The sequence below is a fragment of the Ferruginibacter sp. genome (assembly GCF_049840995.1).
In the GTDB taxonomy this organism is placed as follows: Bacteria; Bacteroidota; Bacteroidia; order Chitinophagales; family Chitinophagaceae; genus Ferruginibacter.
Genome location: NZ_JASGIP010000008.1, coordinates 98221 through 115037, shown reverse-complemented (window position 1 = coordinate 115037; position 16817 = coordinate 98221). Strand labels below are relative to the sequence as shown.

Here is a 16817-nt window from a genome sequence, read left to right as displayed (position 1 = left end):
ATGCTACAACCAGCTCTGCAACTTATTGCAGGTTGTATTTTTTTATTAACAGCCTGTAATAATAATGCAGATAAAAATGCAGCGCAGCAATTAACAGCTCCTGTTGATCTTACACAATATGTGGACCAGATGATCGGCACCGGGTTTCATGGCCATGTATTTGTGGGCGCCAATGTGCCCTTTGGTGCGGTGCAGCTGGGGCCGGTAAATATTTCAGAAGGCTGGGACTGGTGTTCGGGTTATCATTATTCCGATTCCACCATCATGGGATTTTCGCATACGCATCTCAGTGGCACAGGTATTGGCGACCTGGGTGATATTTCGTTGATGCCCGTAACAGGCAAACCTTCATTACAAAGAGGCGTTGCGGGAAAACCATCTTCCGGTTTTTATTCCCTGTTCTCGCATAATGAAGAAAAAACAGCACCTGGTTACTATTCCGTGCATTTAAAACGCTATGATATCAAGGCAGAACTTACCGCAACAGAAAGGGTGGGTTTTCATCAATACACATTCCCTGCATCCGATAGTGCAAAGATCATTTTCGATCTCATCAACGGCATTGGCTGGGATGCACCGGTAGAAGCATTCATTCAGAAACTGGATGATACCACCATTGCCGGTTATCGTTATTCAAAAGGATGGGCGGCCGATCAACGCATTTTCTTTACAGCAGTATTTTCTAAACCCATTAAAGAGTTTTCGGTATACGACAGTACTGTTTTAAAAGCGGGAGATTCCGTGCATACTAAAAAAGTAATGGCCATTGCATCGTTTATAACTGCTAAAGATGAAAAAGTAAAAGTTAAAGTGGGCATCTCACCCGTAAGTATGGAAAATGCGCTTAAAAATATCCATGCAGAAATACCGGGATGGGATTTTGAAAAAGTAGCAGCCAGTGCAAATACAGCCTGGAATACAGAACTGAATAAAATAAAAGTAGTGAGTAATGACACAGCCCGACTGCGCACTTTTTATACAGCGCTTTTTCATACCATGATAGCACCCTGTGTGTTCAATGATTTTAACGGCGATTACCTGGGAACAGATAAAAAAGTACACCGCAATGCATTTTTTACCAACCTCACCGTTTTTTCATTGTGGGATACTTACCGTGCCGCACACCCGCTTTTTACATTGTTCCAGCGGGAACGGGTGAGTGATATGATCAATTCCATGCTGGCCATATACCAACAACAAGGTAAATTACCCGTCTGGCACCTGGCAGGCAATGAAACCAACTGCATGCCGGGTTACAGTTCAGTACAGGTAATAGCAGATGCTTACCTGAAAGGCTTCCACGATTTTGATACCACGCTGGCATGGGAAGCAGTAAAAGCCACCGCCATGCAGGATGAAAGAGGCTTGCGTTTTGTAAAACAATTGGGTTATATACCCGCCGACAGCCTGGTGGAATCTGTATCAATGGGAATGGAATATGCCATAGCCGATTGGGGCATTGCACAAATGGCAAAGCGCATGGGCAAGAAAGAAGAGTATGAATATTTTAGTAAAAGAGCGGAGAACTATAAGAACTATTTTGATGCCACTACAAAATTTGTACGGGGCAGGGTAGGGCAAAATGCGTGGCGCACACCTTTCAGTCCTTTTATCACAAGACACATGAAAGATGATTTTTCCGAAGGCAATGCCTGGCAATATACCTGGCTGGCGCCGCAGGATGTGGAAGGATTGATCGCATTACTGGGAGGAGAAAAAGCATTCACAGAAAAACTGGATTCATTGTTTACCGTAAAAGGAGATATGGGCAAGGAAGCCTCCAATGATATTACCGGGTTGATCGGTCAGTATGCACATGGCAACGAGCCCAGCCATCATATTGCTTACCTGTACAGCTTTGCAGGCCAGCCCTGGAAAACGGCAGATAAAATAAGGTATATACTCGACAGCCTTTATTTTGATAAACCCAGCGGCCTTTGCGGCAACGAAGATGTGGGCCAGATGTCGGCCTGGTACGTACTCTCGTCATTGGGCATATACCAGGTAAATCCATCCAACGGCGTATTTGTATTGGGCAGCCCGGTAATGGATGAAGCAACCCTCAACTTCAACAATGGCAAAGCATTTCACATCACTGTAAAAAACAACAGCAAAACCAATAAATATATCCAGTCGGTAACATTAAACGGTACAGCATACACGAAATTATATTTATTGTATAAAGATATAATCAGTGGTGGGGAACTTTCCATCACCATGGGAGCATCACCATCCACCACCTGGGGAATTAATAAAGAAAGCTGGCCACATTCCACAATGCCGGAATAAGTTTACATTTATAAAAAATAAGCAGCATGGTAACCCGTAAACATTTTATAAAAAGCGCCGGCATACTCACAACAGGATTATTGCTAAAGAACGGTACTGTATTTGCCGGCCGTTTTCCTGACTTTGAAAGCAAACGCCCGGCCCTGGCCGACCGGCATTTCAGCAGCGACGCAGTGGAAGCCATAATCAACAGGTTGCAATCAGGACTGAAGAATAAAGAACTGGCCTGGCTGTTCAATAATTGTTTTCCCAATACGCTGGATACCACCGTTGACTTTTCTGTACAGCATGGCCGTCCCGACACTTACGTCATCACCGGCGATATTGATGCCATGTGGCTCCGCGACAGCACTGCACAGGTATGGCCTTACCTGGCGTTGATGAAAGAAGATAAAAAACTGCAGCAGTTGGTGGCAGGTGTTATCAACCGGCAGGTAAAATGTATACAGCTCGATCCTTATGCCAATGCTTTTTATAAGGATGGCAGCAAAATAAGTGAATGGAAAGCCACCGATGTAACCGATATGAAAGCGGGTATCCATGAACGTAAGTGGGAGATAGATTCACTTTGCTATCCTATCAGGCTGGCGCATCAATACTGGAGACTCACCGGCGATACAGCGCCCTTTGATGCACAGTGGAAGGAAACGATCCGTTTGATCGTAAAAACATTCAAAGAACAGCAGCGAAAAGAAAACCTGGGACCTTATCATTTTCAACGCAGAACGGACTGGGCCACTGATGGCGTGCCGCTGGTAGGCTATGGTTATCCTGCAAAGCCCAATGGATTGATATGTTCCACTTTCCGCCCCAGTGATGATGCAACCGTATTTTCTTACCTGGTCCCATCTAATTTCTTTGCGGTACAATCATTGCGGCAGGCAGCCGAAATGCTGAACAGTATTCAGCATGATGCGGCACTTGCAAACCAGTGTACTGCATTAGCCGACGAAGTAAGCAAAGCACTGCAGCAATACGCCACTACCACGCATCCCAAATTCGGGAAGATATACGCTTACGAGACCAATGGTTTCGGCAGCTATCACCTGATGGATGATGCCAATGTACCTTCCTTATTATCGATGCCTTACCTGGGTACCGCTGCAGCAACAGACCCCGTATATAAGAACACCCGTAAATTCGTGTTATCTACCGAAAATCCATTTTATTTTAAGGGTAGTATTGCAGAAGGTGTGGGTAGTCCGCATACCGGGTTAAACCTTATCTGGCCGATCGGCATTATTGTAAGAGCACTCACCAGCACCGATGATGCAGAGATAAAAAAATGCTTACAAACCTTAATAGCCACGCACAACGGAACAGGTTTTATGCACGAATCATTCGATCCCGGCGATCCAAAGAACTTTACCCGTAAATGGTTTGCCTGGGCCAACACGATCTTTGGAGAACTGGTGATGGAAACTTATTTGCGAAAGCCGGCGTTGCTCAATTCCTTATAATAAAATAGAAGAAATATCACCTGCCCTCAGCCGTGAGAACCATGCATAAAGGCAGGGTTATAAAAATTTGTGCATGCTGATTATTTTATTTTACATTTGTAGTGTTGTAATAGTTACTTACTGTTGCAATAACACCATCACAAAAAACCTCTGAGTCCTTTATAAAGTTGTTGCATTGATCGCTTTCCGGCATGGAGCATCCAACGTAACGGCTCCCGCACTTAACCAATGGATTTTTGATCAGTTTAAACCTTGGCCCGGAACACTCACCGGCGCTTATGCCTTCCTGGTAGATCATTATTTGTTTATTACTATCGAATTAGTAATAAGAATTAACAATTAAATTCTTTAACAATGATGAAAATTTTATTTTTTTCAGGCGCCATGTGCCTGTCATTTGCGGGCCATGCACTTACTACCTGGATAGGCCCTGCTACAATGAATGCCGCAGCCTATAATACCGCCGGTAACTGGTCACCCTCCGGTGTACCCGGTGCAAGCGAGGCCATCAATATCAACACAGCCGTAACAATTACAGGTGCAGTACCAATAGGCGCAAACAATGCTGTAAGTATTTTGGGCAGCGGTACCCTCACCATCAATACTGGTGTAACAGTTACCACAGGCGATCTTTCTGTTACAGGTGCATCCGGTGCAATTGTGAACAATGGTACATTGAATGCACACAATGTGACCTACGGAAATACTGCAGGCGCTGTAATTACCAATAACAGTACTATGAATTTTAATAACCTGAATGTGGGCAATGGTACCATTGCAGGAACATTCACCAACAATGGCAACATGGCTGTAGCAGTGAATATCCTGGTGGAAGAAGGAACGGTCAATAATGCAGGCGGCGCAGTTATAACAACCGCAGGTGTATCTCTTCAAAACGGCGGAACCATCATCAACAGTGGTAATCTTACCAGTAGCGGTACTACCTCCAACGCAAAGATCGACATCAGCAGCGGCGGCACATTTACCAATCAAAGTACAGGAAGCCTTACCATTGATATTGCAGCTTCCAGCGCTTATGCACTGGACGTATCGGGCAGTTTTACCAATACCGGTACTGTAAGTATTGGCCACAATCCTTACAATTCCGGCGCACAGGGAATAATCGACCGTAACACAGGTAATATCACTAATACCGGGTCCATCACCTTCCAGATAGATCCCGCCAATTGTGTGGTAACCGATAACCATGGTGCCAGTGGCAGCTTTAATACGGTGGCCGTAACGATCATATCAGGAAAAGCCTGCGGTATAACAGTATTACCGGTAAAATTGGTTTCCTTTACCGGCACTGTTGATAATAATTGCAAAATATCTCTTAACTGGAAAACAGGAGAGGAGATCAACAACAGTTATTTCGAGATACAACAGAGTGTAGATGCAGTACAATTCACAGCAATTGGCAGAACTGCATCCAAACAACTTTCTTCCGGAAGTGATTACCAGTTTGTATGCGATGCTGCTGATCGCGGCCTGCAGTATTACCGTTTGGCAATTGTTGATAATAACGGCTTAAGAACATACAGCAATACTGTGGAAGTAAATAAAACCTGTTCAAATACCACGGTAAGTGTCTATCCCAATCCGGTTACAGATGATCTTATTGTAAGGAATATTACAGCTGGTACAGTTATACGCATAATGAATACCAGGGGGCAGGTGGTTGTTGAAAGAACTGCCAGTGCTGTCAACGAAAAAATAAATATCCGGGATCTTTCAAAAGGGCTTTATATCATTGTTGCGGTTGACAAAAACACCGCCCAAAAAACAACTTTTAAAATAGTGAAGCGCTAAAAAAACATGAATGAAAATAAAAAGTACCGGCAGTTTGAAACCGGTACTTTTTTTATGCAACAGCATGCCGAAAATGTAACAAGGGGTTTTGTTGCTGCTTTTTTTTAATTGTTGTATATTTGCACCCCGATAAAGGACCGGTAGCTCAGTTGGATAGAGCATCAGCCTTCTAAGCTGAGGGTCATTGGTTCGAATCCAATCCGGTTCACAAAAAAGGAATACAGCCACATTGTATTCCTTTTTTATTTTCTTCCACTGCGTCAAACTAAAATAATTTTCTATATTTGCGTTCTGCAAACTTTCAAACTATGAAGTTTTAATTACACTTAAGGAGTTGTTGGCCGCATTATAAATGCTGGCCTGTTATTACTTTCCCCACATCCTTAAGTTATCGTTATCAATATTCCGGGGTTCATCAATTTTTACTATTTTAAATTTTTTATACAATGTCAGAAACAGTTGTAATAACTAAGAAAACATCCATTTTTAAACTATTTGTACAGGCAATAAAAGGCCATGCAACAGATTTTACTACGGGCAGCATCAACAAGGCCATTTTTTTACTGGCGGTGCCCATGATACTGGAAATGCTGCTGGAATCGCTGTTTGCAATAGTGGATATTTATTTTGTGAACAAAGTAGGTAATGCTGCGGTGTCAACAGTGGTGTTGACAGAAGGATCGCTTACCATCTTATATTCCGTGGCATGGGGACTTGCAATGGGCGTAACCGCGATGGTGGCAAGACGTGCCGGTGAAAAGAATTTTAAAGCAGCAGGTGATACCGCTGCACAAGCCATACTGGTAGCAACCGGTTTTTCCATACTCATCAGTTTAATAGGCATATTTTTTCCGAAGGAAGTGTTGGGCTTTATGGGCGCCTCCGCCGACCTGGTGAAAGATCATTATCATTTCACACAATTAATGCTGGGCGGCAACATCGTTATCATGCTGCTCTTTGTGAACAACGGTATTTTCAGGGGTATCGGCAATCCCAATATTGCCATGAAAAGTTTGTTACTGGCCAATGCGATCAACATTATCTTAGATCCATTACTGATAATGGGGGTTGGACCGTTTCCAAAAATGGGATTAATGGGGGCCGCGGTAGCCACCACTATCGGCAGGGCTTGTGGCGTACTGTACCAAATGTATTTTCTATTCAATGGAAAAGCATTGATCACCCTCGTAAAAAAACAATTTGTAGTAAACATTTCCGCAATCAAACAAATACTCAATACTTCTATCGGCGGCATGTTCCAGTTCATAGTAAACAGCTGCAGCTGGATATTTCTGATCAAGATCATTGCAGAATCAGGCGAAGCAGTAACCACCGGTTATGGCACGGCTATCCGTATCTGCATCTTTACTATTTTACCGGCGTTTGGCCTGGGCAATGCAGCAGCAACACTGGTAGGGCAGAACCTGGGGGCACAGCAACCGGACAGGGCCGAAAAATCTGTATGGCGCACTGCTTTTATAGCACTTTGTTTTTTTGCACTGGTGGCGGTGGTGTTCTTCTTTTTTGGAGAAACACTGATGCGTTTATTCACCAGCGATCCGGTAGCAGTACAGTCGGGTACAGAATGCCTGCACATATTGGCCATTGGCTATATTTTCTTTGCTTATGGAATGATCCTCACGCAATCCTTCAACGGGGCCGGCGATACCAAAACACCCACTTATATCAACCTGGTCGTGTTCTGGCTGTTGCAGATACCGATCGCCTATACGCTGTCCAAATATTTCAAAATGGGACCCACAGGTGTATATGCTGCCATTGGCATTTCAGAGTCCATCCTGGCCATCATCAGCATCATCATCTTTAAAAAAGGAAAGTGGAAAACTGTGAAAGTGTAAAAATCTTTTATATATGTAAAAGGGTAAAATTTATGTAGTCGATTTTTGCCTTTACATGAATTTAACATTATATTTGCTTATTGAGAAATGTAAACTTTAAATCAAAACAAAGGTTATGAAACTAAAACTAACGCTTATTCTATCACTCATTGTCTTATCTGTAAACATTTTCGCTCAAAAAACGGCCGCAACTAAAAAAGGGCAGCTTTTTGGCGTACACTTCGTACTCGTAGACTACAACAGCACCGGTGGTGTTAAACACCCGGGTTCCGGCAAAGGATACACAGCTGTAAGGGATATGAGTAAAGGTATTGGTTTTTCTTACTGGAAAGGTTTGACCTCAACCATCGATTTCTCAGCAAAACTGCAGGGTTTCCTGCACGATTACAATAATGAACTGGACAACAAGACCGGTGTAGGCGCCGAATTTGAACCTACCATCAACATCAGGCCAATGGGCGATAACGCTAAACTGGCTCCATTCCTTACTGCAGGTGCAGGCGTTGGATACTATGGTGGCGATTTCGGAGCATATATCCCGGCAGGTTTAGGTCTTCAGTTAAACTTCAGCAGCAGCACTTATTTTTTATTACAGGCACAATACAGATTTACACTTACCAAAAAAGTAGTTGGGGATAACCTGTTCTATTCTGTAGGAATTGCTCAAAACTTTTAAAACAAACTACACATGAAACGTACACTTACATTATTATTGGCTGCCGGGTTATTATCAACAGGAGCCAATGCACAAAGAAGCACCGATCCACCTGTGAAGGGTACGCTTTTTGGCATTCATTTTAACCTTGCTGATTATAAAGGTCCGAATGGTCTGAAACACCCGAGTACAGGAACAGTTTACAACCCCGTAAGGGATATGAGTAAAGGTATTTCCTTCTCCTACTGGAAAGGATTGACCTCTACCATCGATTTCTCAACCAAGTTGAATGCAATGTTGCATGACTACGATCTGATCCATTATGGTACCACTCAAAAAACCGAGATCGGTCTTGAGATCGAACCAACGATCAATATCCGTCCATACAAAGACAATACTTTATTCGCACCGTTCTTAACTGCCGGTGTGGGTGCAGGTTACTATACCAGCCACTTCGGCGCTTATGTACCTGCAGGTGTTGGTCTGCAATTGAACTTCAGCAGCATTACCTACCTGTTTGTACAGGCACAATACAAATTTGCATTAACCACCAAAACACTGGATGATCACCTGTTCTATTCTTTCGGTATTGCTGAAAATGTAGGCAAGAAGAAAGTAGTGGTATTACCTCCGCCACCGCCACCGGTAGTGGAAGCGCCTAAAGACAGGGATGGTGATGGTGTACTGGATGTGGATGATAAATGTCCTGATGTACCAGGTCTGGCTGCTTTACAGGGTTGCCCTGATAAAGACGGCGACGGCATCACTGATGCAGAAGATAAATGCCCGGATGTAAAAGGTCTGGCTAAATACCAGGGTTGTCCTATTCCTGATACCGATAAAGACGGTGTGAATGACGAACAGGATAAATGCGTAGACGTACCAGGTCTCGCACGCTACCAGGGTTGTCCAATACCTGATACTGATAAAGATGGTGTAAACGATGAAGAAGATAAATGTCCAAACGAAGCAGGTCCTGCATCAAACCACGGTTGCCCTGTAATTGCACAGGCCGTTATTGATAAGGTTAACTTCGCTGCAAAAAATATCTTCTTTGCAACAGGTAGCTCTAAACTGTTACCAAAATCTTTCAAATCACTGAATGATGTTGCCAAGATCTTAAATGACGACAACACATTGCAACTGGATATTGATGGCCACACTGATAATACGGGTGATGCCGCTAAAAACCAGACTTTGTCTGAAACAAGGGCTGCAGCTGTAAAAGCTTACCTTGTAAGCAAAGGTGTTAGCGAAAGCAAAATGACCTCTGCTGGTCATGGTTCTGATATGCCAGCCGCTGATAATAAAACTGCAGCAGGCCGTGCCAAGAACAGGAGAGTGGAATTGAAAGTTAGGAACTATTAATAACAGTCGATTTCTATAAAGAAAAAGGCCTTTGAAATTTCAAAGGCCTTTTTCTTCATTATTACTATTGAAAAAAGTTGATCAATTCATCTTTTCTTCCAGCTGCATGATCTTTTCAAAAACGACTTCGTATTCGCTGTTCATTTTATCCAGTTCGGCAGCCGCAGTTTTATAATCATTCTCTGTAACAACAAACTTTGTCCTGTCATTGTATATTTCAGGAGAAGCCAATGCATTTTCCAGTTCCGCTTTTTTCTTATTCAACTGGGCGATCTTTTCTTCCAGCTGCTGAAAACGGTTCTTTTGTTTCTGCAGTTCTTTCTTTAATTCTTTATCAATACCTGCCGGTGCATTATTAACAGGGGCAGCAACAGGCTTAACAGGTTCCTGCTTTTCCACCACTTCCTTCGCAGGTTTAGCTGTATTATTTTGTTTGGAAGATTCCGCTTTCTGTTGTGCAGCATCCGCTTTTTCTTTTCTTTCCTTCCAGTCTTCCCACTCAGCATAAGTGCCTTTAAATTCGCGGATCTTGTAATTATCAATATCCCATATCTTATTGGCAATACGGCTGATGAAATAGCGGTCATGGCTAACTAGTACTATGGTGCCTTCGTATTTATTCAATGCTTCCACCAAAAGATCCACTGAGTGAATATCCAAATGGTTCGTAGGTTCATCCAGCATTAAAAAATTGGCCTTGCTGGCAATCGTCTTCGCCAACGCAACCCTGGCTTTTTCACCACCACTTAAAACTTTGATCTTTTTCTCCACCGTATCACCGCTGAATAAAAATGCGCCCAGTAAACTTCTCAGTTCAAGATCATTTTTTCCACTGCGGGCTTCTTTCATTTCTTCCAGTATATCATTTTCCTGGTTCAACGCTTCCAGCTGGTGCTGGGCATAAAAAGATTCATCTACATTATGGCCCCATTCCCGCTCTCCAAAAAAAGGTTCGGTATCAGCAATAATGCGTAATAACGTCGACTTACCCTTACCGTTAGCACCGATCAAAGCGATCTTGTCACCACGGTCAATTTCAGCACCCGTATCTTCCAGTATCTTTACATCACCAAAGCTTTTACTTACATGCTTTAATGTAGCAACGATCTTACCCGGTGTTTTATCAATGGCAAAATTGATCTTCATATTGGGTCGCTCCAGTTCTACTTCTTCTATTCTTTCCAGTTTGTCTAATTTTTTTACAATGCTTTGTGCCATGGCAGCCTTGCTTGCTTTTGCTTTGAATCTTTCTACCAGCCTTTCGTTTTGACGGATATAATCCTGCTGGTTCTCATAAGCCTTCTGCTGCATTTCAATGCGCAAAGCTTTTTCCTTTTCGTAGTAAGAATAATTGCCGGTGTAAAAATGCAGCTCCCGTTGATACAGCTCCACGATCTTTGTTACCATCCTGTCCAGGAAAAAACGGTCGTGCGAAACGATCACGACAGCACCGGGATAATGTATCAGGTATTTTTCCAGCCATTGAATACTCGGCAGGTCAAGGTGGTTCGTAGGTTCATCCATCAAAAGCACATCGGGGTTCGTCAGGATCATTTTAGCTAAAAGCACCCGCATTCTCCAGCCCCCGCTGAAATTCTTGTATGGTTTGCCCAGGTCGGCATTGGCAAAACCCAATCCCTGCAATATCTCTTCAGTGCGGTGGTGAATGCTGTAACCATCCAGTACATCCATTTCGTGTAAAAGATCCGCATATTTATTGGCCAGCGCTTCATCGCCGGTCTTTTCTAATTCATGTCCCAGCACTTCCAGTTCTTTTTCCAGTTCCTTTACTCTTTCAAAAGCGCCCAGCGCCACTTCCAGGATGGAGTCATCGGTATCAAAACCCAGCAGGTCCTGGTGCAAAAAACCAATAGTGGTTTCCCGGCCTTTTTCAACCGTTCCTTTGGCAGGACTGTATTGATTGGTAAGCACCTTCAGCAAAGTGGATTTACCCGTTCCATTGTAACCGATCAGCCCGATACGTTCATTGGGCTGGATATGCCATGTGGCATCTTCCACAATAGTGCGTGCGCCAAATTCAAACGTAACATTCTGTAATCCTAAAAGCATGGTAGTAAATTGTGAGTTGTAAATCAGGAGCAGTTTGTAGAAGTACGGCGCTTTTTACTCACCATTCAGTACTCACCACTCACCAAATTGGGTGCAAAAGTAGGTTAATCAGTAAACTTTTTAAAGTAAACAGGGTTATATCGTAAATTTGCCCAAATTTTTTAACATGATAAAAAAGATATTACTGGGAATACTGATCGTGATACTGGCAATTGCAGGTTATGTATGGTACAAATTTGCCAACAACAAAGGAGGAGGATTTGAAGGCGAGCCGGCTAAAAAGCTGGAACTGAAATCTGCCACACCGGTATTCGACAGCAGCATACAACTGGTAATGACGGCTTATTTTAACATGAAGGACGCTTTTGTGAATGCTGATTCGGCAGCTGCAAAACTGGCCTGCGGTAATATGATAAAAGTGCTTGACAGTATAAAGCTCGACGAACTGAAAAAAGATACTTCCGGCCTGGTTACAACCGTACAACCGTTGCTGAATGATGTAAAGTCAAACGCAGTGAGCCTGGTGGCACAACCTAATATAAAGGAAATGCGCAAAGATTTTAACCAGGTGAACCAGCAGATGTATTCATTACTGAAAGCCATCAATTATAAAGGAGCCAATATTTACTGGCAGTTATGCCCCATGGCTTTTGATGGTGATAAAGAAGGCTACTGGCTGGATACTCAATCGGGTGAAAAAAGGACCAATCCATACCTGGGCAAAAAAGATCCAACCTATGGCGGCGCCATGCTTAACTGCGGCGAAGACAAGGATTCGATCGTTGCCCGTACTAAATGATCTTATGCAGCACTTATGAAAATGAAGTTGTTGGCTTTACTGTTCCTCGCATTGCCCTGTTGCATTTTTGCACAGGATAAAACTTCATCTTCCAAAAAATACACCGTAAGCGGTTATATAACCGATTCACTCAATGGCGAAACATTGATCGGCGCCAGCATTGCCATACAGGGCCAGGCAAAAGGTATCAGCAGCAACCAGTACGGTTTTTATTCCATTACGCTCGAAGAAGGGGAGTATATATTTGTTGTATCCTTCATCGGGTTTCAACCCAAGGCATTTGCAGTAAAGCTGCGGTCCGATCAGCAATTTAATTTCAATCTCATTTCTAAAGTAACTCAATACCAGGAAGTTATTGTTTCATCAAAAAAGCGGGATAATAATGTAAAGAATGCCCAGATGGGCAAATTCACCCTACCGATAGAGCAGATAAAGTCCATCCCGGCATTTTTGGGCGAAGTGGATCTTTTAAAAACGATACAGCTGTTACCAGGCATCCGCAATGCAGGCGAAGGCAGTGCTGGCTTATACGTAAGGGGTGGCGGACCAGACCAGAACCTGATATTGCTGGATGATGCGCCGGTGTACAATACAGGCCATTTATTTGGTTTCTTCTCCATCTTTAATTCCGATGCCATCAAGAATGTATCACTCATCAAAGGTGGCATGCCGGCACAATACGGCGGCCGTTTATCCAGCGTACTGGATATATCGATGAAGGAAGGCAACAATCAAAAACTGCAGGTAGATGGCGGCATCGGGCTCATTGCTTCAAGAATATCCATACAAGGGCCATTGAAAAAAGACAAAGCCTCTTTTATTGTATCAGCCCGAAGAACTTATATTGATGCACTGGTAAAACCCGCTATTTCCAAGACCAGCCAGTTCTATGGATCAGGTTATTATTTTTACGACCTGAATGCAAAAATGAATTACCGCTTTTCTGAAAAAGACAGGCTGTACCTGAGCGGTTATTTCGGGCGGGATGTATTTGATTTTGTAAACGGCAGGCAAAGCCTGAACGTGAACATACCCTGGGGCAATGCCACCGGTACATTGCGCTGGAACCATGTGTTTAATAAAAGATTGTTCGGTAACACTACTGCTGTATACAACGATTATAATTTTACATTCAAAGCCGCCCAGAATAATTTTGAATTAAAACTGGCATCGGGTATCAGGGACCTGAGCCTGAAACAGGATTTTGACCTTTATCCATTTACAGGGCATAAGATCAAGTTCGGTGGCATTTATACCTATCATAAATTCACGCCATCCGTTATCAGTGGCAAACAGGATTCAGTTGTTTTTAACCCCAACAATGCCCAGGTAAAATATGCACACGAGGCTGCCTTTTATATACAGGATGACTGGGAGATCAACGATAAGATAAAGATCAATGCAGGTATCCGTTATAGTTTATTCCAGCAGATCGGTGCATTCAAGATCTATAAAACAGATGATAACGGCAACCGGCTGGATAGCACCGTATACAAAAAAGGGCAGCCCATTAAAACCTATGGCGGCCTGGAACCAAGACTAACGGTACGGTATGCACTAAATGATGAAACTTCTATCAAAGCATCCGTTACAAGAAACCTGCAGTATATACACCTGGTAAGCAACGCAGGCACTACCTTGCCAACTGATATCTGGGTGCCCAGCACTTATAAAGTAAAACCGCAGATCAGTTACTTGTATGCCGCAGGATTGTTCAAAAATTTTAAGGACAATACTTACGAAACCTCGCTGGAGTTCTATTATAAAAAAATGCAGAACCAGATAGAGTACCAGGAAGGATACACGCCCAATACACTGGAAGACACTGAGAACTTTTTTACGTTTGGCAAGGGCTGGAGCTATGGCAGCGAATTGTTCATCAATAAAACAAAAGGTAAATTGACGGGATGGGTAGGCTACACCCTCAGCTGGACCTGGAGGCAATTTGCCGCATTGAACTTTGGTGATAAATACCCTGCTAAATACGACAGACGTAATGATCTGAGCATTGTAGCCATGTACGAGCTGAATAAAAAATGGAAATTATCAGCGGCCTTTGTTTATGGCAGCGGTAACGCGGCCACTTTGCCACAACGTTTTTATATCATCGGTGGTGTACTAACGCAGGAGTATAGCCGCATTAATGAATACCGTTTACCCTCTTATCACCGGCTCGATCTATCTGCAATACTCACACCTAAAAAGAATGAAAAAAGAAAATGGAAAAGCGAGTGGGTGTTCAGCATCTATAATACTTACAGCCGCCAGAACCCTTACTTTATTTACTTCGACCAGAGCGGTAGTCCCTACAATGGTACACTCACCATACAGGCCAAACAGGTTTCCTTATTCCCCATCATACCGGCAGTGACCTGGAACTTTAAATTCTGAGATAAAAAAAAGCATCCGCCTAAGCGAATGCAGTTTACTGTGAGAGTTCGGATTAAGAACTATTTTAACTATCTAACAAATGTTTGATAAGTTTCTACTTTGGCGCCGGGGAAAGCCGGGTTGTTGGTGGATGTGTTCACTACCGTAAATAACTCGGTGGTCAGCGTAAGCATTTTCCAACGGTAAATGGTGGATGGGGTAGTGGCGATCAGCGAATCTGCACCCTTCCACACATACGTGCCGGAATTGATGGTAGGACTGCTGAAGCAATATTGAAAATCGGCATTGTTATCAAACTGCACAAAATTCTTAGGCAGGTTCTTAGCCGGTAAAATCGAATCTTTGTTGAACACACCGTTGTAGTAGATCTTGATCTGAACACGGTTGATGGACCAGGTGCCCATTGCCAGTTCTTCTTTAGGTTTACTTGTGGTGCTGTCTTTTTTGCCGCAGGAAGTCAGGCAGGTAGCTGTAATTAAGCAGGTTAGTAGTACGGAAGCCGTAATGAGGTGTTTCATCACTTAACAATATTGGTTTGACTATAAACGCCACTATTGTTATTTTATTGTGTCGATTTTGGCTTATGTACAAAACGGATTACCCCGCTTTTTTCCAGGTCCGAAGAAATGCGCACTTCGTAGCGGCTGCTGCCATCTGTAACCACCATTAAAGCGGTATTCGGCGGTATCTCTCCTAAATTTTCTGCATACATAACCAGCTCATTTACATCCTTACTGTCGTCTGTTTCCAGCGTAAGGCTGATGGCTTTGTCGGTAAGGCGCCTATGCGAAAGGATCAGTTTGCCGTTAAAAAATAAAGAGATCGTATCCCCGTCAATGGTACCATTGTCGTACAGGTCCACTTTAAAACTTTCGTTTTCTACCTGGATGGTTTTTATAACGGTGTTATTACGCTTATCCAGTGCTACATTGGGGCGCTGTTTTATTTCTGCCGGGTCATTTTTAACCACGGGTGGCGTAATGGTCTTGGGTTCTGCTTTTACCGGCGGGTTCGGCCTTTCAACCGGTGGAGTGACAGGCTTAGGCACAGTGGCAACCGGTGGCGCCACTGGTTTATTTTTATCTGCAAAATTAGGAGTGGTCTTTGTGTCCGGTTTTTTCTCAGGCTTTACTGTACGGGCAGTGGCATTGTTATACAATGGCGCATCTTTCTTTAAAACCCTTCTTGATAAAACTGTGGTGCCATAGCCACAATCACCTTCCTGGTTAGGCGCCGGAACCCAGCTGCCCTCCAGCGTTTGCGTATCGCCCTGTTTAAAATAAGTGAGTTTATGTACCTGGAAGCAATTGCGGATATGATTGGGCACATTGGTCTTGGTACGTTCCACTTCGGTTACTTCAATATAGCCGCTGCGTTTATTTAGTTTACCTTTTAACCTGCAGATGGTGTAATAGCGTTTGCCACCATCATTAAAATAAGTGTAAGAAAAACCGGTGACATCATTGCCGCTTGTTTCCAGTTCCAACACATAATCGCAACGCTCGCCGCCCCAGCCCATAAAAGTGGTGCTGTTATCAGTGAATTGTCCTTTCCATTGTCCTTTGAATTCCTGTGCAAAAACAGTAGAAGTAAAAAGAACAGCCGCAATCAATTGTATAATTTTTTTCATTTTGCTACAATCTTTTTAGTTAATTGTATCCTGCCATGGCCACATCGGTCCTCATCTGTATCCCAAAAACCTTCCAGCGACAATGATCTTTTTCCTTTGTTATAAGTTAATTCCATTGTTTGAAAACAATCATCCCCCGTATCACCTGCAAATTTCCTTACAGATTTTATTTCTTTCAGTGTTAACACATTGCTGGCAGTAAAGCTTCCTGTCAGGATGCATATTGAGGAGTCGATATCCTTCCCGTGTTTTACTACAGTTTTACTGAATGCCTGGAAGAGTGTATCACTCAATTTGAAGAACAATAAACTTATTTCCGTCTGCCCACCCATCACAAAAGCTGACCCGACTTCGCTTTTTGTAAAAGAACCTTTCCATTCTCCTTCCAGCTCCTGGCAAAATACTTTTTCACAAGCAATAAAAAGGCAAATTACAAGAACCAGTTTCTTTATCATAAACAAAGATATTTTAGATTAATTTTTCC

The 16817-nt window shown here is 43.1% G+C and carries 12 protein-coding genes and 1 tRNA gene; 9 read left to right on the top strand and 4 right to left on the bottom strand.

What is annotated here, in order from left to right; genetic code table 11:
• From QM738_RS21350 to QM738_RS21320, 7 genes are all read left to right on the top strand, one after another.
• Nucleotides 1–2289 carry a GH92 family glycosyl hydrolase gene (locus QM738_RS21350; RefSeq protein WP_462278789.1) on the top strand — a complete coding sequence of 763 codons (2289 nt, stop codon included), beginning with the start codon at nucleotides 1–3 and terminating at the stop codon, nucleotides 2287–2289.
• A 26-nt stretch (nucleotides 2290–2315) separates the two neighbouring features.
• Entirely contained in the window at nucleotides 2316–3749 is a 1434-nt protein-coding gene (locus QM738_RS21345) for a glycoside hydrolase family 125 protein (protein ID WP_462278788.1), read from the top strand.
• A 354-nt stretch (nucleotides 3750–4103) separates the two neighbouring features.
• Nucleotides 4104–5561 (top strand): T9SS type A sorting domain-containing protein, encoded by a 1458-nt coding sequence (locus tag QM738_RS21340; protein WP_462278787.1) that lies wholly within the window; start codon nucleotides 4104–4106, stop codon nucleotides 5559–5561.
• 134 nt (nucleotides 5562–5695) lie between these two features.
• A tRNA-Arg gene (locus QM738_RS21335) sits at nucleotides 5696–5769 on the top strand.
• 238 nt (nucleotides 5770–6007) lie between these two features.
• The gene (locus QM738_RS21330) at nucleotides 6008–7420 is read left to right on the top strand and encodes an MATE family efflux transporter (protein ID WP_462278786.1); all 1413 of its coding nucleotides are present in this window, start codon (nucleotides 6008–6010) and stop codon (nucleotides 7418–7420) included.
• Nucleotides 7421–7535: 115 nt separating this feature from the next.
• Complete coding sequence (locus QM738_RS21325) at nucleotides 7536–8096, top strand: hypothetical protein (protein WP_462278785.1); 561 nt, start codon at nucleotides 7536–7538, stop codon at nucleotides 8094–8096.
• Nucleotides 8097–8108: 12 nt separating this feature from the next.
• A complete protein-coding gene (locus QM738_RS21320) occupies nucleotides 8109–9443 on the top strand; it encodes an OmpA family protein (RefSeq protein WP_462278784.1) in 1335 nt (444 codons plus the stop codon).
• An 81-nt stretch (nucleotides 9444–9524) separates the two neighbouring features.
• Here QM738_RS21320 and QM738_RS21315 read toward each other — a convergent pair whose 3' ends face one another.
• Nucleotides 9525–11513 (bottom strand): ABC-F family ATP-binding cassette domain-containing protein, encoded by a 1989-nt coding sequence (locus QM738_RS21315; protein ID WP_462278783.1) that lies wholly within the window; start codon nucleotides 11511–11513, stop codon nucleotides 9525–9527.
• 166 nt (nucleotides 11514–11679) lie between these two features.
• Between QM738_RS21315 and QM738_RS21310 the strand changes: the two genes are divergently transcribed.
• Together QM738_RS21310 and QM738_RS21305 are read left to right on the top strand one after the other, a co-directional pair.
• Complete coding sequence (locus tag QM738_RS21310; RefSeq protein WP_462278782.1) at nucleotides 11680–12312, top strand: DUF3347 domain-containing protein; 633 nt, start codon at nucleotides 11680–11682, stop codon at nucleotides 12310–12312.
• Between the two features lie 15 nt (nucleotides 12313–12327).
• Nucleotides 12328–14703 carry a TonB-dependent receptor gene (locus QM738_RS21305; protein WP_462278781.1) on the top strand — a complete coding sequence of 792 codons (2376 nt, stop codon included), beginning with the start codon at nucleotides 12328–12330 and terminating at the stop codon, nucleotides 14701–14703.
• A gap of 68 nt (nucleotides 14704–14771) precedes the next feature.
• On the opposite strand, the gene QM738_RS21300 is transcribed toward QM738_RS21305, so the two are convergent.
• The 3 genes from QM738_RS21300 to QM738_RS21290 are packed head-to-tail and all read right to left on the bottom strand — an operon-like array spanning nucleotide 14772 to nucleotide 16788.
• Nucleotides 14772–15221: a hypothetical protein gene (locus QM738_RS21300; protein WP_462278780.1), complete on the bottom strand. Its 450-nt coding sequence runs from the start codon at nucleotides 15219–15221 to the stop codon at nucleotides 14772–14774.
• A gap of 44 nt (nucleotides 15222–15265) precedes the next feature.
• A complete protein-coding gene (locus tag QM738_RS21295) occupies nucleotides 15266–16333 on the bottom strand; it encodes a hypothetical protein (RefSeq protein WP_462278779.1) in 1068 nt (355 codons plus the stop codon).
• Nucleotides 16330–16788 (bottom strand): hypothetical protein, encoded by a 459-nt coding sequence (locus QM738_RS21290; RefSeq protein ID WP_462278778.1) that lies wholly within the window; start codon nucleotides 16786–16788, stop codon nucleotides 16330–16332. The genes QM738_RS21295 and QM738_RS21290 overlap by 4 nt, the downstream gene beginning before the upstream one ends.
• Nucleotides 16789–16817: the final 29 nt, after the last annotated feature.